Source organism: Haloferax sp. DFSO52 (assembly GCF_048158745.1).
GTDB lineage: Archaea > Halobacteriota > Halobacteria > Halobacteriales > Haloferacaceae > Haloferax.
In genome coordinates this window covers 993255-1012618 of the sequence record NZ_JBLOPB010000001.1, presented here as the reverse complement: position 1 = coordinate 1012618, position 19364 = coordinate 993255, and the positions used below count along the sequence as shown (strand labels likewise).

Annotated in this window: 14 protein-coding genes and 1 tRNA gene; 10 read left to right on the top strand and 5 right to left on the bottom strand. The window is 61.6% G+C overall.

Going from position 1 to position 19364, the window contains the following annotated elements:
• Positions 1-69 precede the first annotated feature (69 nt).
• From proS to ACK3SC_RS05245, 5 genes are all read left to right on the top strand, one after another.
• Positions 70-1536 carry a proline--tRNA ligase gene (gene proS, locus ACK3SC_RS05265; RefSeq protein ID WP_416839067.1) on the top strand — a complete coding sequence of 489 codons (1467 nt, stop codon included), beginning with the start codon at positions 70-72 and terminating at the stop codon, positions 1534-1536.
• A 160-nt stretch (positions 1537-1696) separates the two neighbouring features.
• A complete protein-coding gene (gene gltB, locus ACK3SC_RS05260; protein WP_416839066.1) occupies positions 1697-6232 on the top strand; it encodes a glutamate synthase large subunit in 4536 nt (1511 codons plus the stop codon).
• A 136-nt stretch (positions 6233-6368) separates the two neighbouring features.
• The gene (locus ACK3SC_RS05255) at positions 6369-8132 is read left to right on the top strand and encodes a PQQ-binding-like beta-propeller repeat protein (RefSeq protein WP_416839065.1); all 1764 of its coding nucleotides are present in this window, start codon (positions 6369-6371) and stop codon (positions 8130-8132) included.
• Between the two features lie 98 nt (positions 8133-8230).
• Positions 8231-9994, top strand: a complete 1764-nt coding sequence (locus ACK3SC_RS05250; protein WP_416839064.1) for a PQQ-binding-like beta-propeller repeat protein — start codon at positions 8231-8233, stop codon at positions 9992-9994.
• A gap of 63 nt (positions 9995-10057) precedes the next feature.
• The gene (locus tag ACK3SC_RS05245) at positions 10058-10324 is read left to right on the top strand and encodes a hypothetical protein (RefSeq protein ID WP_416839063.1); all 267 of its coding nucleotides are present in this window, start codon (positions 10058-10060) and stop codon (positions 10322-10324) included.
• A gap of 37 nt (positions 10325-10361) precedes the next feature.
• Here the strand turns inward: ACK3SC_RS05245 and ACK3SC_RS05240 are convergent, their stop codons facing one another.
• A complete protein-coding gene (locus ACK3SC_RS05240) occupies positions 10362-12338 on the bottom strand; it encodes a PQQ-binding-like beta-propeller repeat protein (RefSeq protein WP_416839062.1) in 1977 nt (658 codons plus the stop codon).
• Between the two features lie 171 nt (positions 12339-12509).
• On the opposite strand from ACK3SC_RS05240, the gene ACK3SC_RS05235 reads away from it, so the two are divergent.
• Positions 12510-13499, top strand: a complete 990-nt coding sequence (locus ACK3SC_RS05235; protein ID WP_416839061.1) for an NAD-dependent epimerase/dehydratase family protein — start codon at positions 12510-12512, stop codon at positions 13497-13499.
• 188 nt (positions 13500-13687) lie between these two features.
• On the opposite strand, the gene ACK3SC_RS05230 is transcribed toward ACK3SC_RS05235, so the two are convergent.
• Positions 13688-14377, bottom strand: a complete 690-nt coding sequence (locus ACK3SC_RS05230) for an HD domain-containing protein (protein ID WP_416839060.1) — start codon at positions 14375-14377, stop codon at positions 13688-13690.
• A gap of 216 nt (positions 14378-14593) precedes the next feature.
• On the opposite strand from ACK3SC_RS05230, the gene ACK3SC_RS05225 reads away from it, so the two are divergent.
• Positions 14594-15313, top strand: coding sequence for an alanyl-tRNA editing protein (locus ACK3SC_RS05225; protein WP_416839059.1), 720 nt, complete (start codon positions 14594-14596; stop codon positions 15311-15313).
• 234 nt (positions 15314-15547) lie between these two features.
• Here ACK3SC_RS05225 and ACK3SC_RS05220 read toward each other — a convergent pair whose 3' ends face one another.
• On the bottom strand, positions 15548-16300 hold the full coding sequence (locus ACK3SC_RS05220) for an FkbM family methyltransferase (RefSeq protein ID WP_416839058.1): 753 nt from the start codon (positions 16298-16300) through the stop codon (positions 15548-15550).
• A gap of 92 nt (positions 16301-16392) precedes the next feature.
• A complete protein-coding gene (locus ACK3SC_RS05215; protein ID WP_416839057.1) occupies positions 16393-16938 on the bottom strand; it encodes an NUDIX hydrolase in 546 nt (181 codons plus the stop codon).
• A 393-nt stretch (positions 16939-17331) separates the two neighbouring features.
• On the opposite strand from ACK3SC_RS05215, the gene ACK3SC_RS05210 reads away from it, so the two are divergent.
• Positions 17332-18072 (top strand): hypothetical protein, encoded by a 741-nt coding sequence (locus ACK3SC_RS05210; RefSeq protein WP_416839056.1) that lies wholly within the window; start codon positions 17332-17334, stop codon positions 18070-18072.
• A gap of 167 nt (positions 18073-18239) precedes the next feature.
• Here ACK3SC_RS05210 and ACK3SC_RS05205 read toward each other — a convergent pair.
• Positions 18240-18312, bottom strand: a tRNA-Gln gene (locus tag ACK3SC_RS05205).
• 303 nt (positions 18313-18615) lie between these two features.
• On the opposite strand from ACK3SC_RS05205, the gene ACK3SC_RS05200 reads away from it, so the two are divergent.
• Both ACK3SC_RS05200 and ACK3SC_RS05195 read left to right on the top strand, forming a co-directional pair.
• Positions 18616-19014: a hypothetical protein gene (locus ACK3SC_RS05200; protein ID WP_416839055.1), complete on the top strand. Its 399-nt coding sequence runs from the start codon at positions 18616-18618 to the stop codon at positions 19012-19014.
• A gap of 64 nt (positions 19015-19078) precedes the next feature.
• Positions 19079-19327 (top strand): sulfurtransferase TusA family protein, encoded by a 249-nt coding sequence (locus ACK3SC_RS05195; RefSeq protein WP_416839054.1) that lies wholly within the window; start codon positions 19079-19081, stop codon positions 19325-19327.
• The last annotated feature ends 37 nt before the right edge of the window (positions 19328-19364 follow it).

Below are 19364 nucleotides of genomic sequence, written 5' to 3'. Positions count from 1 at the left end.
GACGACGACGATGCCAGTGTCCGGCCCCCTTCGGGGCGTTTAAGGGTTCGCTACGGCTACCGATGGGCAATGAGCGACGAGCAGGAACTCGGAATCACCGAGTCGAAACAGTACAACACAGGCGAGTGGTACGCCGAAGTCGTCCAGAAGGCAGGCCTCGCGAACTACGGCCCCGAGGGGATGAGCGGGTTCATCGTCACACGCCCGCGAGCATACGCGCTGTGGGAGCGGGTCCAGGGCTACCTCGACGACCTGTTCAAGGACACTGGCGTCCAGAACGCCTACTTCCCGCTGTTTATTCCAGAGAGCTATCTCGAACGCGAGAAGGAGATCGTCGAAGGGTTCGACCCCGAAGTCGCGTGGGTCACACAGGCAGGTCGAGAGGAACTCGAAGAACGCCTCGCCGTGCGACCGACGTCTGAGTCCATCATCGCACCCTACATGTCTCAGTGGGTGCGCAGCCACCGTGACCTCCCGCTCCGCGTGAACCAGTGGGCCTCGGTCGTTCGCTGGGAGGCGACCGAGACGAAACCGTTCTTCCGAACGAAGGAGTTCCTCTGGCAGGAGGGCCACACCGCCCACGCCACTCACGACGATGCGTGGGAGGAGACGATGCTCCGCCTCGACCAGTACGAGTCGGTCTACGAGGACCTGCTGGCGATTCCGGTCCTCCGTGGCGCGAAACCCGACCACGACAAGTTCCCCGGCGCGCACACGACGACGACGGTGGAAGCGCTCATGCCCGACGGCAAGTCGGTGCAGGCGGGGACCTCACACCACCTCGGAACCGGGTTCGCAGAGGCGTTCGACCTGACCTACACCGACGAAGACGAGAACACCCAGGTCGCGAACACCACCTCGTGGGGTCTCTCGTGGCGCTCGCTCGGCGCGCTCATCATGACTCACTCGGACGACCAGGGGCTCGTCTTGCCCCCGACTGTCGCCCCCGAACAGGTCGTCATCGTCCCCATCTGGCAGGCAGACACCCAGGAGAAGGTTCTCGACTACGCCGAGGACATCGCCGACGAACTCGAAGACGCGGGCGTTCGTGTCGAACTCGACGACCGCGACGAGCGTAACCCCGGGTTCAAATTCAACGAGTGGGAGCTCAAGGGCGTCCCGGTCCGCTTCGAAATCGGCCCGAACGAAGTCGACGACGACGTCGTCACCGTCGTCCACCGACCCGACGGCGAACAGGTCGAACTCGACCGCGAGAACATCGCAGAGGCCGTCTTCGACCAGTTCGACGAAGTCTACGCGAAACTCTACGCCGCCGCCGAAGCGAACCTCGAAGCGAACATCCGCGAGGCGTCCTCGCGGAACGAGATTCTCGGAACCATTGGCCAGCACGGTGGCTACGTGAAAGCGCCGTGGTGTGGCAAGGAGTCCTGTGAAGACGAGATAAAAGAGCAAATCGCCGCGGAAATCGTCATGGTTCCCCTCGACGACGAGGAGAGCGAGACCCACCACGGCGAAGACTGCGCCGTCTGTGGCGAACCCGCAGAAGAAACCGCCTACTTCGCGAAATCCTACTGAACGGGTTGCTCGGCGGTTCTACACGGTTAATTATATTCTTCGGCAACCGTCGAAAGGTATCTAGAGGAAATACCAACAATCGATATTCCCTTATATGCTATTGTAACACCCTTATGGTTTCAGGAAAAGGGGCTTATGCCGGTAGTGAATTTAGAGGGATATGACCAAGCCACACATAGACACACCCTCTGCTCGTGCTGGGTTAGCTGACCCCACCGACGAGCGCTCAAACTGCGGCGTAGGGGCCGTTGTAGACCTCGAGAACGGCTCTTCGCACCAAGTCGTTGCAGACAGTCTCGAACTCCTCGAAAACCTCGAACACCGTGGTACCACCGGGGCCGAGGAGAACACCGGAGACGGCGCAGGAATCCTCTTCCAGCGACCTGACGCCTTCTTCGAAGCAATCGTCGAAGGTGACCTCCCCGACCTGTACGCTGTCGGGTCAGTCTTCATGCCAACCGACGAAGATGTGCGTGAACGCGTCTCGGCGGTTGTCGAAGAATCGCTCGAAGCGTACGGCCTCTCAGTCTTCCACTGGCGCGACGTGCCGACGGACAACTCCGGTCTCGGCGCAACCGCACTCGAGTCGGAACCCGACACCTGGCAGATGCTCGTCGAACCCACAGACGAGATGGACGAAGACGAGTTCGACCGAGCGCTCTACCTCGGGCGACGTGCCGCCGAGAAAGCGGTCGAGTCACTCGCACTCGCCGGCGCAGGTCGGTTCTACGTCTGTTCGCTGGACCGCAAGACGCTCGTCTACAAGGGTCTCCTCACGGCAGAGCAACTCCCTGCGTACTATCCTGACCTCAGCGACGAACGGTTCGAGACGGAACTCGCACTCGTTCACGCTCGCTTTTCGACCAACACGCTGGGCGCGTGGCACCTCGCCCACCCGTACCGACAGGTCATCCACAACGGCGAGATAAACACCATCCGAGGGAACGTCAACTGGATGCGCGCCCGCGAGACGGACCTCCAACACGAGGCGTTCGGTGACGACATCGAGACGCTCAAGCCGATTACGAAGGCCGACCAGTCCGACACCGCGAGCGTCGACAACGTGGTCGAACTGCTCCTCAAGAGCGGTCGTGAACTCCCACACGTCCTTCGGATGCTCATCCCCGAAGCCTACCGCAACGACGACGCGATGGACCAGTCGCGCCGTGACTGGTACGACTTCCACGCATCGCTCGTCGAACCGTGGGACGGCCCTGCACTCGTCGCGGCAACCGACGGCGACCGTATCGCTGCCGTCCTCGACCGTAACGGCCTCCGTCCGTGTCGGTACGAAGTGACGACCGACGGCCGACTCATCGTCGCCAGCGAAGTCGGCGCGCTCGACACCGACCCGGCGGAACTGGAGTCTCGCGGCCGTCTCCGCCCCGGTGAAATCTTCATGGCCGACCCCGAGGAGGGGCGCGTCATCCCAGACGCCGAAGTGTTCGACTCACTCACCGACAGCAAGTACGGCGAGTGGGTACGTGACCAACAGCGGCACCTGGACGAACTCGCCGACCAGAGCGACACGAACGCCCGCGGAAACATCAAGCAACTCCGTGCGACGCAGGCGGCGTTCGGCTACACCCACGACCAGCTCAACCACATGATCGAACCGATGGCCCGCGACGGGAAAGACCCCATCGGGTCGATGGGTGACGACACGCCGATTTCGGTGCTGTCGGACTTCAACCGGCCGCTGTTCACCTACTTCAAGCAACTGTTCGCACAGGTTTCGAACCCGCCAATCGACTACATCCGCGAGAAACTGGTGACGAGTCTGGAGTCACGGCTTGGCTTCCAGCGGAACTTACTCGACGAGTCTGAAGACCACGCACGACAACTCGTCCTCGACTCACCAGTTCTGACGGACGCACAGACGGCGGCCATCAAAGAGATGGACGACGACATGGTGAGCGCAGTCGTCGACATCACCTACGAGCGCGGCGGAGACCTCCGCGACGCCATCGAGACAGTCCGCGACGAGGCATCAGCGGCTATCGAAGACGGTGCAGACATCGTCGTTCTCTCCGACCGCGACGTCGGCCCTGACCGCGTCGCTATCCCGAGTCTCCTCGCGACGGGCGCGGTCCACCACAGTCTCGTCCGCAACGGCCTGCGGAACCGTGCCGGCCTCGTCGTCGAATCCGGTGACCCGCGCGAAGTCCACCACCTCGCGACCCTCATCGGATACGGCGCAGGCGCGGTGAACCCGTACCTCGCCTACCAGACCATCGGCGACATCGTCGCCGGCCCAGACGGTGCCGACGAAGGGGCCGCAATCGAGGCGTACATTCACGCCCTCGAAGACGGCCTCCTCAAGACGATGGCCAAGATGGGCATCTCGACGGTCGAAAGTTACCGTGGTGCGCAGATCTTCGAAGCGCTCGGCCTCGACTCCGACTTCGTCGCCGAGTACTTCGAAGGAACCGAGATTCGCACCGAAGGAATCGGCCTCGACGTCATCGAGACCGACCTGCTGACGCGCCACGCCGCTGCCTTCGGGTCGGACCCCAAACTCGAACGCCAGGGCGAGTTCGAAAACCGGTCGTCCGGCATCCGCCACGGGTGGAACCCCCAGACCGTCGGCACGCTCCAGCAGGCCGTCCGCGCCGGCGACTACGAGAAGTACAAAGAGTTCGCCGAGTTAGTCAACGACCAGTCCGAAAGCCTGCTGACGCTACGCGGACTCCTCGAATTCGCACCCGACCGCGAATCCGTCGATATCGACGAGGTGGAGTCCGTCGAGTCCATCGTCACGCGTTTCTCGACCGCTGCGATGTCACTCGGGAGTCTCTCGCCGGAGGCCCACGAGAACAACTCCATCGCGATGAACCGCATCGGCGGCAAGTCCAACTCCGGCGAAGGTGGCGAACCACCGGAACGGTTCGGCACCGAAAAAGAGTGTAACGTCAAGCAGGTCGCATCCGGCCGCTTCGGCGTCACCTCGCAGTACCTCTCGTCGGCCGACGAGATTCAGATCAAGATGGCACAGGGGTCGAAACCCGGAGAGGGCGGTCAACTCCCCGGCAAGAAAGTGAACGAGATGATTGCCCACGTTCGCTACGCGACGCCGGGCGTCGGCCTCATCTCGCCACCACCGCTGCACGACATCTACTCCATCGAAGACCTGAAACAACTCATCTTCGACCTGAAGTCTGCCAACCCGGACGCCGACATCAACGTCAAACTCGTCTCCGAAGCAGGCATCGGCACCATCGCAGCAGGTGTCTCGAAGGCGAAAGCCGACGTGGTCCACATCTCGGGCCACGACGGCGGGACCGGTGCGTCGCCGAAGACGTCTATCAAAAACGCAGGCCTCCCGTGGGAACTCGGCCTCGCCGAGGCGAACCAGATGCTCCGGTCGACTGGCCTTCGGTCCCGCATTCGTGTCTCAGTCGACGGCGGCTTGAAGACCGGCCGCGACATCGCAATCGCCGCCCTCCTCGGTGGTGAAGAGTACGTCTTCGGGACTGCTCCGCTCGTCACCTCGGGGTGCGTCATGGCCCGACAATGCCAGGATAACACCTGTCCGGTCGGCGTCGCCACCCAGAACGAGAATCTGCGTAACCGGTTCCCCGGCCAGCCAGACCACGTCATCAACTACATGACGTTCATGGCGGAGGAACTCCGCGAAATCATGGCCGAACTCGGCTTCACCTCGCTCGACGAGATGATCGGTCGGCCGTCGCTCCTCCGGCAGATCGAGACGGACCACGAGAAGGCGAAACATCTCGACCTCTCGGCAGTCCTCGCGGAACCCGAATCGGGTGCCCGCCGGAAGACCGAAGACCAGGTCCACGCGGACGTCGACACGCACGTCGACCACAAACTTATCGACGAGGCCAGCGATGCTATCGAAACTCGCGACCCCGTCGTCATCCACCGCGAACTCTCGAACGTGGACCGCGCAGTCGGCGCGATGCTCTCGAACCGCATCTCCAACACCCACGGCGTCGATGGCCTGCCGGACGACACCATCCGCTGTGAGTTCTCCGGCATCGCCGGCCAGACGTTCGCTGGCTTCCTCGCCGACGGCGTTACGATGCGTCTGACCGGGGCCGCGAACGACTACGTCGGCAAAGGCCTCTCCGGTGGCCGCGTCGTCGTCCAGACGCCCGCCGAGGCCAACTACGTCGCAGAAGAGAACATCCTCATCGGCAACGTCGCACTCTACGGTGCAACGCAGGGTGAAGCCTACATCAACGGCCTCGCCGGCGAACGCTTCGGCGTCCGCAACTCCGGTGTGAAGGCCGTCGTCGAAGGCGTCGGCGACCACGGATGTGAGTACATGACCGGTGGCGTCGTGGCCATCCTCGGAGAGACGGGCCGTAACTTCGCCGCTGGCATGTCCGGCGGTGTCGCTTACGTCTACGACCCCGACGACGAACTCGCCGCGAAGACCAACACCGGCATGGTGACGCTCGAAGACACCCTCGACGAATCAGACGTTGCGATGCTCACGCGTCTGGTCGAGAACCACCTCGAGTACACCGACTCCAACCTCGCCGCAGAACTGCTGGACGACTGGCAACACACGCTGAGTGACTTCGTGAAGGTGATGCCCGACGTCTACGCCGACGTCATCGCCGAGGACCCCGAACAGGACGTTCGGTCAGAACTGCCGCCGAAAGCAGGCGTCATCGCCGGAGCCAGCGTCGACAACGTCGGTGCCGCGACCACCAGCGACGACTGAACGTCGGTCGTCAACCACGGGGCCGACTTCGGCCGCTGTACCACGTTTTAGCTCGAACTCTCCGCCCGACCACACTGTTTCGTGTCGTTTATTGTACAGATAATGATGTGAGATTCGAGCGCATCGTCGTGTGGAGATGTTCCGAAAACCCTCCCGACGGACGTTTCTGACGACGCTCGGTGCCCTCACGGCAACCGGCGTCGCTGGAGTCTCGCTCGCAGACAGTGACTCGACGGCAGAAGACGGCAGTATCGATTCGATCGATTGGCCACGCACTGGGTGGGCACAGTTCCGTGCAGGACCAGGGCGAGCCGGTAAAGTCGCGTCCGAATCCTCTCCTGACGAGGAGTACGTCACCGAGGCGTGGCGCAGCGAAAGCGGTGGCGCCGTCTCTGTCGACGAACCAATCGTCACGGACGAGGCGGTGTTTCGTCCGTACATCGTCGACGACAAGACCTTCCGCGGGGGCGTCGTCGCCTTCGAGGGTGACACCGGTGAGGAACGGTGGCGATATCTCGCTCCGGAGTACGGAGCAGACGAGCCCGGAATCGGCCGCGTAACCCACGCACCGGCCACGGCCGAAGGAGCGCTCTACCTGACGAGTGAGGCGGGGTACACCGACTCCAACGTCAAATACGGTGGACTCCACGCGCTCGACGTGGAAACTGGCGAAATCGAGTGGCAGAAGACACCGAATGACTACGACAATCCGAGCGATGCGTGGGTGGGTACACCACTCATCACCAATGCGTCCCTCTACGTCCAACACCTGACAAACGTCGGCGCAGACCCCGACCAGCAGGAGATGGTCATCGAGGAGATCGACCCCATAAGCGGTGAGGTAAAGTGGCGTTCCGACGCGTCGTACCGGGTCTACCCTAACGTGGCTGTCGACCAGACCATCTATGGAACGGCGACGTACACTGACGCGAAGAACGAACTCGTCGCGTGGAACGCGAACGACGGGAGCAGACGGTGGACAGTCGTTCTGGAAGACGGCGTGAACTTCATCGACTCGGCCGCAGGGACCGGCAGTATCTACCGGTCTTCGGGTAATCAGTTCCGTACCGGCAGTCGGAACCGAGTTGTCGCACACAGTATCGACGACGGAGGCGTCCAGTGGGAGACTGTACTCACACCCGAAGGCGAAGAGTCGGAGCGGTTCATCAGCGCACCGGCAGTCGCCGACGGAAGAATCTACGTGACCACCGCCCTCCGAGCCGATTCGTCCGAACAGGGCGTTCTCTCGACGGTTTACGCACTCGATGCCGACTCCGGTGAAGTCGTCTGGTCACACGATACCTCGACCGAACTCCGCGGTGACCCGTCCGTCGACGACGACACAGTGTACGTCGGTGGCGGCGCACTTCCGAAGTACACCGGCGAGACGGAAAGTGGGGGACGCTCTCCGACCGTTCACGCACTAACGGCAGCAGATGGGTCTGAGCAGTGGTCCTACCTTCTTCGAGAGGACAGCACAGACACCAAGCGAGCGTCCACACCGACGCTTTCGAACGGGTTCGTCTACGTGGGCCGTCTGGACGAGGGGTCCGACCAATCTGACGGAGTGGCCGCGTTGGAGGGAAGCGACGTTGCTCCCGACGCCAAGAACCTCCCGCGCTCCTCTGACGCACCGGTCGCTCGCATCGTCACCGACCCCGAAGACGCCGAGCGGAAGGACCTCGACTCCGGAACCACTGTCGTCCTCGACGGGACGGCCTCGACGAGTGACGTCGAAACCTACGAGTGGCAGTTCGGAGAGGGCGCGCCGTTCGATACGACTGGCGCGACCACCGAAGTCACACTCAACTTCTGCGGCACTCTCGACGTGACGCTTCGCGTGACTGGACCCGACGGCCGCCAGAGCACCGACACCGTCAGTCTCTCTACCGACGGGTAGCGTTGCCGTTCCAGGGGAGTGACCGTTTCTGGGGAACTGTTTCACGTCAATTATCACACAGATAATGATGGGGAGTTCGGGCGCATCGTCGTGTGGAGATGTTCCGAAAACCCTCCCGACGAACGTTCCTCGCAACGCTCGGTGCCCTTACGGCAACTGGTGTCGCCGGAACGTCGCTGGCGGACAGTGACTCGACGACAGACGCAGACACCAGCACCGTCGCTGCAACCGGATGGGCGCAGTCCCGTGCCGAACCGGGACGCACGGGTGCAGTTACTCCCGAATCCGCACCCGACGAGGAGTACGCAACCGTGTCGTGGGTCGACGGAACGTGGCACGACTCCGACGTGGACGAAGTTGTCGTTGGTGACGGTGCTATCTACCAGCCATTCTTCCTCAACGATAGTACGTTCCGCGGGGGTGTCGTCGCCTACGAGGCAGACACGGGCGAAGAACGCTGGAAGTATATCGCACCGGAGTTCTGGTCGGACGTTCCGGGTATCGGTCGTGTGACCGCGACGCCGGCGGTTGCCGAGGGAACACTCATCCTGACGAGCGACGCGGGGTACGAAGACCCGGACGTCCAGTACGGCGGACTTCACGCGCTCGACACCGAAACAGGCGAGATGGCCTGGCAGAAGACCCCCGACAACTACGAGAATCCGGACGACGATTGGCGAGGGACGCCGCTCGTCGCCGACGGGACGCTCTACGTCTCGCACCTGGCCAACGCACGAGCAGACCCCGCCGAACAGCAGACCACCATCGACGCGATCGACCCCGAAACCGGTGCGGTGCAGTGGCGTACAGACGCCTCCTACCGAACGTACGCCCACCTGTACGAAGAGGGGACACTCTACGGGATGTATACGCACACCGACGCGAAGAACGAACTCGTCGCGTGGGACGCGAGCGACGGAAGCATCCTGTGGAAGACGACCGTCGATGACGGCGTGAACTTCGTGGATTCGGCCCTCGAAAACGGACGAATCTATCGCTCGGCAGGGAATCGATGGCGAACCGGGGACGTGAACCGGGTTGTCGCACACAGTACCGACGACGGGAGCGTCGAGTGGGAGACCACGCTCACACCCGAGGGCGAGGAGTCAGCACGATTCGTCAGTGCACCGGCCGTCGCAAACGGAACCGTCTACGTCACCACCTCGCTCGATGTCGACTCGGTGGCGATAGCGGGCATCCTCTCGACGGTTTACGCACTCGATGCCGACACCGGCGAACTCCTGTGGACACGCGACTCATCGACCGAACTCCACGGAGACCCGAGTGTCGCCGGCGACACCGTCTACGTCGGCGGAAGTGCACTCCCCAAGACCACCGGTGAGTTCGAACTCGAAAAGCGGTACCCGGTGGTACACGCGTTCGCTACCGAAGATGGGTCTAAACGGTGGTCCTATCTAGTCCGGAATAACCAGAACCAACACCACCGTCAGGCGGCCACACCGTCACTCGCAGGGGGGCGAGTCTACGTGGGTTACCTGACCGGCGAATCGTACGAAAATTCAGACGGAGTGGTCGCCCTCGAAGGGAGTTCCACCGCCCCCGACGCGGAGAACCTCCCGCGCGCTTCCGACGCACCGGTCGCCCGCATCGTCACCGACCCCGAAGACGCCGAGCGGAAGGACCTCGACTCGGGAACCACTGTCGGCCTCGACGGGACGGCCTCGACCGGTGAGGTCGAAACCTACGAGTGGCAGTTTGGGACAGGCGCGCCGTTCGAAGCGCGCGGTCCGAAAACCGAGATTACGCTCGACTTCTGTGGGACACTCGACGTGACGCTCCGCGTGACCGGACCCGACGGGAACCAGAGTACCGACACCGTCAGTCTCTCCACCGACGGCTAGTACAGACACCGCGACCCCTCCCCGACGCCCCCATTTTTTCACCTGCTATCCGAACTCGATGGTATGCCCCGCGTGTACGACAAACTCGTCCGCGACGACATCCCTCGAATCATCCGCGAGTCGGGAGAGACGCCAGTCGTCCACACCGCAAGCGACGAGGAGTTCGCCGAGTCGGGTCGAATCGAAGAGTTGGCAGACGTGTTCGCCGTCGTGGATGCAGTTCTCGACCGACGACCCGAAAGCTGGGAGGGGGTCGAAACGATGGCGAACGAGAAGGCCGCAGAGCGTGGCGGATTCGAGGACGGCATCGTCCTCGAACGCGTGGAGTGAGGTCACCCCGGTGTGGGGGTGCTACGTCGACAGACGACTAGATACAGTCGTCGTTTGTCCCGCCATCGGTGCTTCCGTCGTCTGTGCTTCCATCATCAGTCGACCCACTTCCATCATCAGTCGATCCGCTTCCATCATCAGTCGACCCACTTCCGTCGTCAGCCGAGTCGTCGCTGTCAGCGGGTGCGACAGATATCATCGTCTGTGTATGCGCCTGCCGGCCGTAGATGTCGGTGACATCCACTTCTACGAGTTCGTACTCGCTGTAGTCGTAGATGACAGTCTCGCTTCTGTCGTCGCCGTCGCCGTCGACGATGGTCGTCGGTCCCTGGAACTCCCAGTTGTACGAGTCGAATTTGCCCGCTCCGGTGACTTCGAAGGTTATCGGTTCTTCCGCTGTCGGGTCTTTGGTGAGGATTTCGATGCTCGGGTCCAGTTCACCCTCGCATTCGACGACTTTGAACGTCGTCGTCGCCTCAGCGGTCTGGTTGTACTGGTTCCGAACGACGAGGCGAGCGGTGTACTCCCCAACGTCGTACTCGTGTTCTGGGTCCACGTTGACGGCAGCGACCCGACTATCCACGCCGCCGTCGTTCTCGAAGTCCCACTCGAACAGGAGGTTCGACCGTTCGTCTTCGGTGAGGTTCTCTTCGAACTCGACGTCGAATGACGTCGGGACGCACGCCCCGGGCGTCGTCGCTTCGGGTTCGATGCTCGGCGTCGGTGCCGCGGGCGGGTCGGGGTGCGTCTCGATTGCTTCTCCCGGCGTGTAGAGCATGTCACCGTCGTGGGCCATCGCGTAATCGCCACCCACGCCGGGTACCCAGTTCTGGAACTCGCCGGACTGTGCGTCGAAGACGGCGAGACCGGAATTGACGTCGATGTCGAAGTTGACGTAGAGGTTTCCGTCGGCAATCAGTGGCGGTGCGTTGAACGAAACTCTGTAGTCAGAGAGGGTCTTGCCGGGTTCGCTCCACTGTTCTTCGCCGGTCGAAGCGTCCAGTGAGACGACGGTCCCTTCGGTCGTCGTCAGGGCCACTGTCTCCGCGCCGACGGCGAGCGTCAGGGCAGGGTCGTACCCGCCGACGTCCGGAACCTCGTGTCGCCACACTGTCTCCCCAGTGTTCGAATCGATGGCGTAGACGGACGTCGTCTCTGCGGTGCCGACGACGAAGACAGTCCCATCGTGGACGCTCACCGTCGAGACACTCGTCGCGTCACTCGCGGACGACCACACCGTCGAACCGTCGGACGCGTTCGCCGCGAGAACGCCGGTCTCTGTGGGGACGTAGAGCGTCCCATCCGCCACCGCAGGCGACGTCGAACTCAGAATGTTGTTCATCACCCGGTCGTCTTCGAAGCGGCGGAACGTCACGTCACGACGCCACAGTTCGGTTCCGTCGGCGACGTCGTAGGCGACGAGGCTATCGGGGTCCCCGTCGTCCGTCGTATCTTCGCCGACGAAGACGGCCCCATCTGCAGTGACAGCGGCGGTGAAGACGGGTGTACTCGTCTGCCACTGGACCTCGTAGGAACTCGTGTCCCACGCCACGAGTCCCTCGTTCGTCGGTACGAGGAGCGTCCCATCTGCGACTGCGGGCGTCAATTTGTAGCTACCGCCCTCACCGCTGCCTATCTCGACGAGCGACCCGTCGGTGGTGTACGCACCAAACAGGCCATAGCCGAGGCGCATTCCCATGTAGACGACGCCGTCCGCGACGACGATACCCGTGGATCCTGCGGGAGCGACCTCGAATTCGACGTCTGCCCACGCATCTCGCAACGCTGTCGTTCCAAACGGGTCGGTCGCTCTCGACCCAGTGTGCGCCGCGCCTCCCTGAAACTGTGGCCACGCCCCGGAAGCCGCCGCAGTATCGGACCCGTCGGCAGCGAGTACCTCTCCACCGAGGAGTGACCCCCCGGCGAGGAGCGCAGTCGATGAAAGAACTGTGCGTCTGGTCAGTGAGTTTCGGTCGTCTGTCACGACTCCCGGTTCGGAGGTATGGTAATTCATTATCCACCCGATAAGCCGACTGCAACGGTCGAGAACAGCAAGCGTAATCCGTCGCTGTCTGGGTGTTTTCCGGTGTCCTCTGTCGAACCGGAACCCACCACCGTCCTCTGTCGAACCGGAACCCACCACCGATTCTCTCACGTTTTTCACCGCGCACCCCCTCGACCGAATATGGACACCGCACTCATCATCGGCGGCACGCGCTTCATCGGTCGCCACCTCGTCTCTGACCTCCTCGACCACGAGTACGACGTGACCATCTTCAACCGTGGGACCCACGACAACCCTTTCGCCGACGACCCCCGCGTCCACCACGTTCAGGGCGACCGGACCGACGGCGAGGCGCTTCGCACGGCGAAACTCACCGTCGAACCCGACGCAGTCTTCGACTGTGTCGCGTACAAGCCGCGTGAAGTCGCCACTGCAGTCGATATCTTCGCCGACGTCGACGCCTACGTCTACATCTCCAGTGGGGCCGCATACGAGGCCGAAGAGATACCGAAACGCGAGGGCGTCACCGAACTCTGGGACTGCTCGGACGAACAGGCGACCGACGACTCCCACGACAGTTACGGACCGCGAAAAGCAGAGGGTGACCGCGTGGTCTTCGAAGCGGCCTCCCGCGGTATCAACGCGATGTCCGTCCGCCCGTGTATCGTCTACGGCCCCCACGACTACACGGAGCGACTCGACTACTGGATCGACCGTGTGCTGAACTACGACCGAATCGTCGTCCCCGGCGACGGGACGAACATCTGGCACCGCGCCTACGTCGAAGACGTAGCGAGCGCGATGCGGGTCGTCGCTGAAGAAGGCGAGGCGGGCGAAGCGTACAACGTGGGCGACAGACAACTCGTGACGCTCGAAGAGATGGTCGAACTCATCGCGGACGTGGCCGGAACCGACGTGGAAATCGTCCACGCCGGCGAGCGCGAACTCGCGGCTTCGGGGCTCGAGATGTCTGATTTCATCCTCTACCGAGACTACCCACACGCACTCTCGACGGCGAAGGTGGCCGAACTCGGATGGGAGTCGACACCCGTGGACGAAGCGATGCGCCGGTCAGTCGAGAGTCACCGCGAGAGCGACCGAGACGGGGCCGAGTACGACCCCGGGCGGGAGGCCGAAGCACGCGTCCTCTCGATTCTCGACACGCTGTGAGTCGTCGCTGAAGGGAACGCTAGAATCAGTCTGCGCTCTGTAGAACAGGCTCGCGAACCGTTACGAAACGGAGGAGTGCGAGACGGTGGAGTGCGAGACGGTGGAGTGCGAGACGGTGGAGTGCGAGACGGTGAGGTGCGAAGCGATGGAATCTGAGACGGTGCAGCTCGGTGGCGGTTCCGCCGTGCTTACCGAAGTTCGGTGTCGTGGTCCATCTCGGGAACCTCGTCTTCTAACCACTCACGGAACCACTTGACGCGCTTGAGACGCTGGTATGCGATGCTCTCTGCTCGGTCGCTTTCGAGCCGTCGTGACGCGTCGCGGCCGCGTTCGAAGACGCGTTCGACCATCTCGGCGGCGTCCATGTGTGTCCGGGCTTCGTATCCCATTCGCAGGAGCATCAGTGCCGTTCCGTTGGCCCCGATTTTGTCGAGGATGTCCGCTTCGATGAGACACCGCGTCTCGAGCGAAACGTCGTCGAGCGACCCCTGATAGGAGTGGTCGGCGACGACCTGACACACCTGTTCGATGAACGATTCGGGGTAATCGCCGTGCGTGTCGAGGAACTCCCGCGCGACGCGAGCACCCTCTTCGGCGTGTATCTCTTGTTCTGCTTCGAGTTTCGAGATGTCGTGGAACAGAGCGGCAACTCTGACGACGTCGACGTCTGCACCTTCGTGCTCTGCGATGTCGGTCGACAGCGAGACGACGTTGAGAATGTGGTTGAACCGGTACTCCGCAGAGTGCCACGGATACCAGCGCATTCGCCCACCGTCATCTTCGTTCTCGACGCTCGCAGAAAGATAGCCCGAGACGAAGCGCTTCATATCCTCGAACTCCGCGTCGGAGACTGCCCCCTCTTTGATTTCAACGCCCACAGTACCACCTCTGTAGGTGTTGGCGAGTACGCGTTCTCATTACACAGAATGAGGACCGTTCCACTCTTAGGCGTTACGCACAGGAGGAGTGAGCAAAACGCTCTCGTCGCCCGAACTCGCGGCCTCTCGCGGCGACCAGCGAGCGGAGGTACCATCCCTTCGTCCCCCTGTCTCGCGATGCGTATACCTAACTCGTCACCCCGCTTCGAACACCACATGACTGACGCTCGGTATCTCGACGACTCCACCCGTCTCACGTTCGAGGCGACGGTCCAAACGGTCCGTGGAACGAATCGAGTCGTTTTCGACCAGACGTACTTCTACCCGACTGGCGGTGGCCAACCGCACGACACGGGGACGCTCTCGGCCGGTGACGAGACGTGGACCGTCACAGACGTACAGAAACGAGACCGAATCGAACACGTCGTCGACGGCGACGCACCCGAACCGGGGACGACGGTGACCGGGCAAATCGACGCCGACCGGCGGCACGCACATATGCGCTACCACACGGCCCAGCACCTGCTGTCTGCAGTTCTCCTCACTGAATTCGACGCCGAGACGACTGGGAACCAACTCTACGCCGACCACGCACACCTCGACTGTGCCTACGAGCGATTCGACGACGACGACCTCCAGCACATCGAGACTCGACTGAACGAACTCGTCGCGTCCGAGATGCCGGTTCGGTGGTACACACTCGACAGAGACGACGCGGAGGCGACGCTCGACCCGGAGCGAACCCGACTCCATCTCCTGCCAGACTCGATTCGTGAGGTGAGAATCGTCGAAATCGGCGACGAAGACGACCCGTTCGACCGGACTGCCTGCGCCGGGACGCACGTCGAATCGACGAGCGAAATCGGAACGGTCGTGCTCACGGGTCGAACGACACAGGGAGCTTCACACGAGCGCATCGACTTCGTACTCGAATGAACTTCCGGCAGGCCATCCAGAGAGATGCTATCCCGAGCGTCGAGAACCCCGAGTTCGTCGAGACGTACGACGGTCCGACAGACGACGACGCCATCTCGCTCACGGTCGGTGACGACCACGGAACGGACGCATTCTATCTCGGGGAGGACCTGCGAGCGCTCTGCTTCTCTGCGTTGTCTGCTTCTCTGCGTTGTCTGCTTCTCTGCGTTGTCTGCTTCTCTGCGCCCACGAGAGTCACGCCTGTGGCTCACAGACGAACCCATCTTGCACTTGGACGATATCGTAGTTATGCTGTCGCAACAGGTCTGTTGCCGCTGATTCGTCGTGTCCACCTCTCGACTCGTGGCGTTCGAAGTAGATTCGTGGGCGGTGTTCTTCGAGGACCCACGCTGCACCTCGGAGGACGTTCAGACCGTACCCTTCGACGTCGATCTTCAGATGGTCTGGCGGTGGAATCTCACCGTCTTCGACGAGTGTGTCGAGACGACGCATCGGCACTTCTTCGGTATCGACGACACGCGCCGTCCACGCGCTCGCGTGCGCCTCCGAGAACGACCCTAACTCGTCATAGCTGGACAGGTGGAACGAACAGGTCTCGTCTCTATCGCCCAGTCCATAGTCGAGGACGGTGACACGAGATTCGAATCCGTTGACCTCGACGTTCGCCTGCAGCTGTGACGCAACGTCGGGGTTCGGTTCGACGGCGACGACGTCGACAGTCGGTGATTTGGCCGCCGCCGCGAGTGTGTACGTTCCCGTGTTGGCACCCACGTCGACGACGACGTCGCCGTCACGGAGATACAACAACATGGCTTCGAGAAGCACGTCGCGGCCGTGTCTGTTGTACAGTTCGTAACTTCGGAACGACGCCTGCCCGACGTTCTTCTTCGTCGCGAAGACTCTCCCCTTGTAGTTGGCACGGACGAGTGCGTAGTGGAGCGCGAACCCGACGTGACGAATCACAGCGACCGGGTGGAAGAATGACACCTTGTCTATCTGTCATACTATGTCGATAAAAATCACTCGGGATGGTCGGCGACCGAGGGACGAGCGGCGGTAGTCGGAACGTCGAACGCGCTCTACGAATCGAATGCACGTTCGATGCGCTCGATATCGGAGTCGCGAATCCGGTCGGGTGACGACTGAATCTCCGTGAGGGGTCGGAATTTCGCTTCGAATCCGTCTGCTTCGGGTGTCAACTCGCCAGCGACTGCAGACCGCTCCAGTGCGTAGGTGATGAAGTAGAACGCGACTGTCGGTGTCTCGACGTGGAGTATCGTCAGAAACCGCAGGTCGTCGGGGTCCGCACGCAGTCCAGTCTCTTCTTCGAGTTCTCTGAGAACCGCTTCCCTCGGTCCTTCGTCGGGTTTTACGTGCCCACCGGGGAGGCTCCAGACACCCTCGTGTTGCGGTATCGGTTCGTCGAGCACGAGGACGGTGTTGTCGTCGCGGACGACGACGTGGACGGCCGGTACGGCGGTTCTGGAGAGGATGAGGTCACACGACGGACACCACGGGTAGTCGTCGCCTTCGAACTCAGTGGTTCCCAACTTGGTTCCACATCGGTGGCAGTAGTCCGGTTCGACTGCGACAGAGTCGATATCGAGTGCTTCGAAGTCGACCATGTGTCGAGCTACTATGTGTCAGATAGAAAACGTTGCTCCGGTATCGTGTCGGGGGGTGGTTCCGAAGGCTCACCGGTCGGTCCGGCACCGCGCCGCGGCCCAGCGCTACCCACTCAGATATGGGGTCACTATTCGATCTGAGTTCCTTATTGTACCGGACAAAAGAGGTGGTGTATTTCTTTGACTATGCCGTATATTTATGCGAGAGAATATCTAGCGTAGTTTGCACAGCGTCACGCGGCAGCTACGGGGGCGGTGAAGGAAACGAACAAACTGGGGGCTACGTCGTGCCCCACTGACCACTAGGCACTCTCTCGTGTGGAGACCCTCCGGCGGAAGATGGAGATGGAGGCCGACAGCATAGCGAACGGAATGTAGTCCCCGACTCAAGAGATGGACCGAGAACAACAACAAGACCTATCGGCGATGACCCGGCGCACCGCGTTGCGAACAGGGCTCGCAGTATCGGGCGGACTCGTACTGGGGTCGTCGATGGGTGGAACAGTAGGCGCAAACTCGGGACTGACCGTCAGAGCAGTTCCGATTAGTCTCTTCGTGCGGGCGGCCGATGACGGAGAACCGTCACCGGTGCCGGACCCACAAGACCTGCTCGTCAATCGCGCAGGAAGCAACCCAATCGACGACGGAACGACAGTCGGACTCGATGGGTCACACCAACTCACCTGGGGGGCGTTCAGGGCAATCCAAGGCAAGGCAAGACTGGTGGAGAAGGCGGGAGGCACCAAGGTGAATATCAAGCTGTCCGGGTTGATACCCGGCGGTGTCTACACGGTCTGGGTAGTGAAGTTCGCCCCACCGGGATTCGACGGCACGACCCGGGATATCGCCACGGCACTGGCGAGCGTCAGTGGGCTAGGCTCACTCGGCGCAAACGACGGAAGTGAAAACACCCTCAACGTGTCCGGGTCGTCTGGAAGGCTCTCTGTCTTCCATCCGAATGGAGCGCTCTCCGTATTCGGCGATGTCCCAGATGGACTCACCAACGAGTACGAGACACACCTCGTCGCGGCAGTCCACCTCGACGGCCAGACGTACGGCCCGTTCCCCGATGGTGATGGAAGCGGTGCAACAATCGCAGAACACGCCGCGTTCATCTTCGGGACCGGCGTCTGAGACGGTTGGAGTAGGTTGTGAAGAGGGCCGAAATTCGGCTCTCCAACCTGTTTTTTGCGGGTGTGAGTCTCTTGTGTGGATTCGAACCTTGGTCGCTCACTGTCGTTCGCTCCCTGATTCGAATCCGCGTTGTGACTATTCGCTCCTCACATTCGTTCGTCGCAGAATAGTCCCAGGCGGATTCGAACCGCCGTCAACGGCTCCAAAGGCCGCTATGATTGGCCACTACACCATGGGACTTCGTACACTCGTCCCACGTACCTCGCACCCTCTTCGAGGCTGCTCAACACCATGGGACTTCGCAATTACAGGTAGCGCGGTGACGACACAATAACCTTACTTTTCGTCTCGGTCCCAGAATACTCCAAATCCGGAGGACGTGATGGGGTAACACAGCTCTTGGGCGGCGTCTCCGAGGGCTGTACTGGTCGTTCTGGACATCTCCCTGAACTGAACCTTAACCCTCGACCCGATTCTCGTAATCTTGGAATTTCTATGCAATATTATCCTTCCTCAAACCGTATCAACACCTGTGAGAAAGCCATGACTGGATATGCAATTGTACTCGAAGCAAGCACCCTCGAACGCCTCCAAGCCGTTGGAAACATCGCAGCAATCGCCGCGGCATCTGAGATCCCTGTAGACATCTTCGCAACGATGGGAGGGCTTGAAGCGTTCGATAAAGAGCGTATCGAGTCGATGGACTACGAAGTGGGCGAAGTCGGACAGGCCATGATGGCAAACGAAGATGTCCAGATGCCGATGTTCTTCGAGAGCATCGCGCAGGCGAAAGACATCGGCCCACTCCACGTCTACGCCTGTGAGTTATCGATGGACATGCTTGGGAAAACTCTGGACGACTACCACGACGTCTTCGACGACGTGCTCGGCGTCTCTGGCTTCCTGAGCCACGCCGAAGACAAGCAAGTAATCTTCGTCTAAGGACGCCCACGCGCCCACACCCTGAAACGCCTCCAAACACCCCAACACAACACAAACCACGACAATGAGCGAACCAATCCAACCCGATGTGACGGTCGATTCCCGCGGTGCAACCTGCCCAGGTCCCCTGATGGACCTTATCGGCAAAGTAAAGAAAGTCGATGCAGGCACCGTCCTCGAACTCCAGACGACTGACAGCTCGTCCAGACACGACGTTCCCGAATGGGTCGCGAAGGCCGGCCACGAGACCCTCGACATCGTCGAACACGAAGACGAGGGCTACTGGTCCGTCTTCGTCCAGACCACGAAGTAGCTGGCGTGTCGCGCGGCCACGCGGCCGAATCAACCAA

Excerpts from the sequence above, each read along its gene's own strand:
- proS (WP_416839067.1), top strand. The coding sequence starts at position 70 with ATGAGCGACGAGCAGGAACTCGGAATCACCGAGTCGAAACAGTACAAC.
- gltB (WP_416839066.1), top strand. The coding sequence starts at position 1,697 with ATGACCAAGCCACACATAGACACACCCTCTGCTCGTGCTGGGTTAGCT.
- ACK3SC_RS05255 (WP_416839065.1), top strand. The coding sequence starts at position 6,369 with ATGTTCCGAAAACCCTCCCGACGGACGTTTCTGACGACGCTCGGTGCC.
- ACK3SC_RS05250 (WP_416839064.1), top strand. The coding sequence starts at position 8,231 with ATGTTCCGAAAACCCTCCCGACGAACGTTCCTCGCAACGCTCGGTGCC.
- ACK3SC_RS05245 (WP_416839063.1), top strand. The coding sequence starts at position 10,058 with ATGCCCCGCGTGTACGACAAACTCGTCCGCGACGACATCCCTCGAATC.
- ACK3SC_RS05240 (WP_416839062.1), bottom strand. The coding sequence starts at position 12,338 with ATGAATTACCATACCTCCGAACCGGGAGTCGTGACAGACGACCGAAAC.
- ACK3SC_RS05235 (WP_416839061.1), top strand. The coding sequence starts at position 12,510 with ATGGACACCGCACTCATCATCGGCGGCACGCGCTTCATCGGTCGCCAC.
- ACK3SC_RS05225 (WP_416839059.1), top strand. The coding sequence starts at position 14,594 with ATGACTGACGCTCGGTATCTCGACGACTCCACCCGTCTCACGTTCGAG.
- ACK3SC_RS05215 (WP_416839057.1), bottom strand. The coding sequence starts at position 16,938 with ATGGTCGACTTCGAAGCACTCGATATCGACTCTGTCGCAGTCGAACCG.
- ACK3SC_RS05210 (WP_416839056.1), top strand. The coding sequence starts at position 17,332 with ATGGACCGAGAACAACAACAAGACCTATCGGCGATGACCCGGCGCACC.
- ACK3SC_RS05200 (WP_416839055.1), top strand. The coding sequence starts at position 18,616 with ATGACTGGATATGCAATTGTACTCGAAGCAAGCACCCTCGAACGCCTC.
- ACK3SC_RS05195 (WP_416839054.1), top strand. The coding sequence starts at position 19,079 with ATGAGCGAACCAATCCAACCCGATGTGACGGTCGATTCCCGCGGTGCA.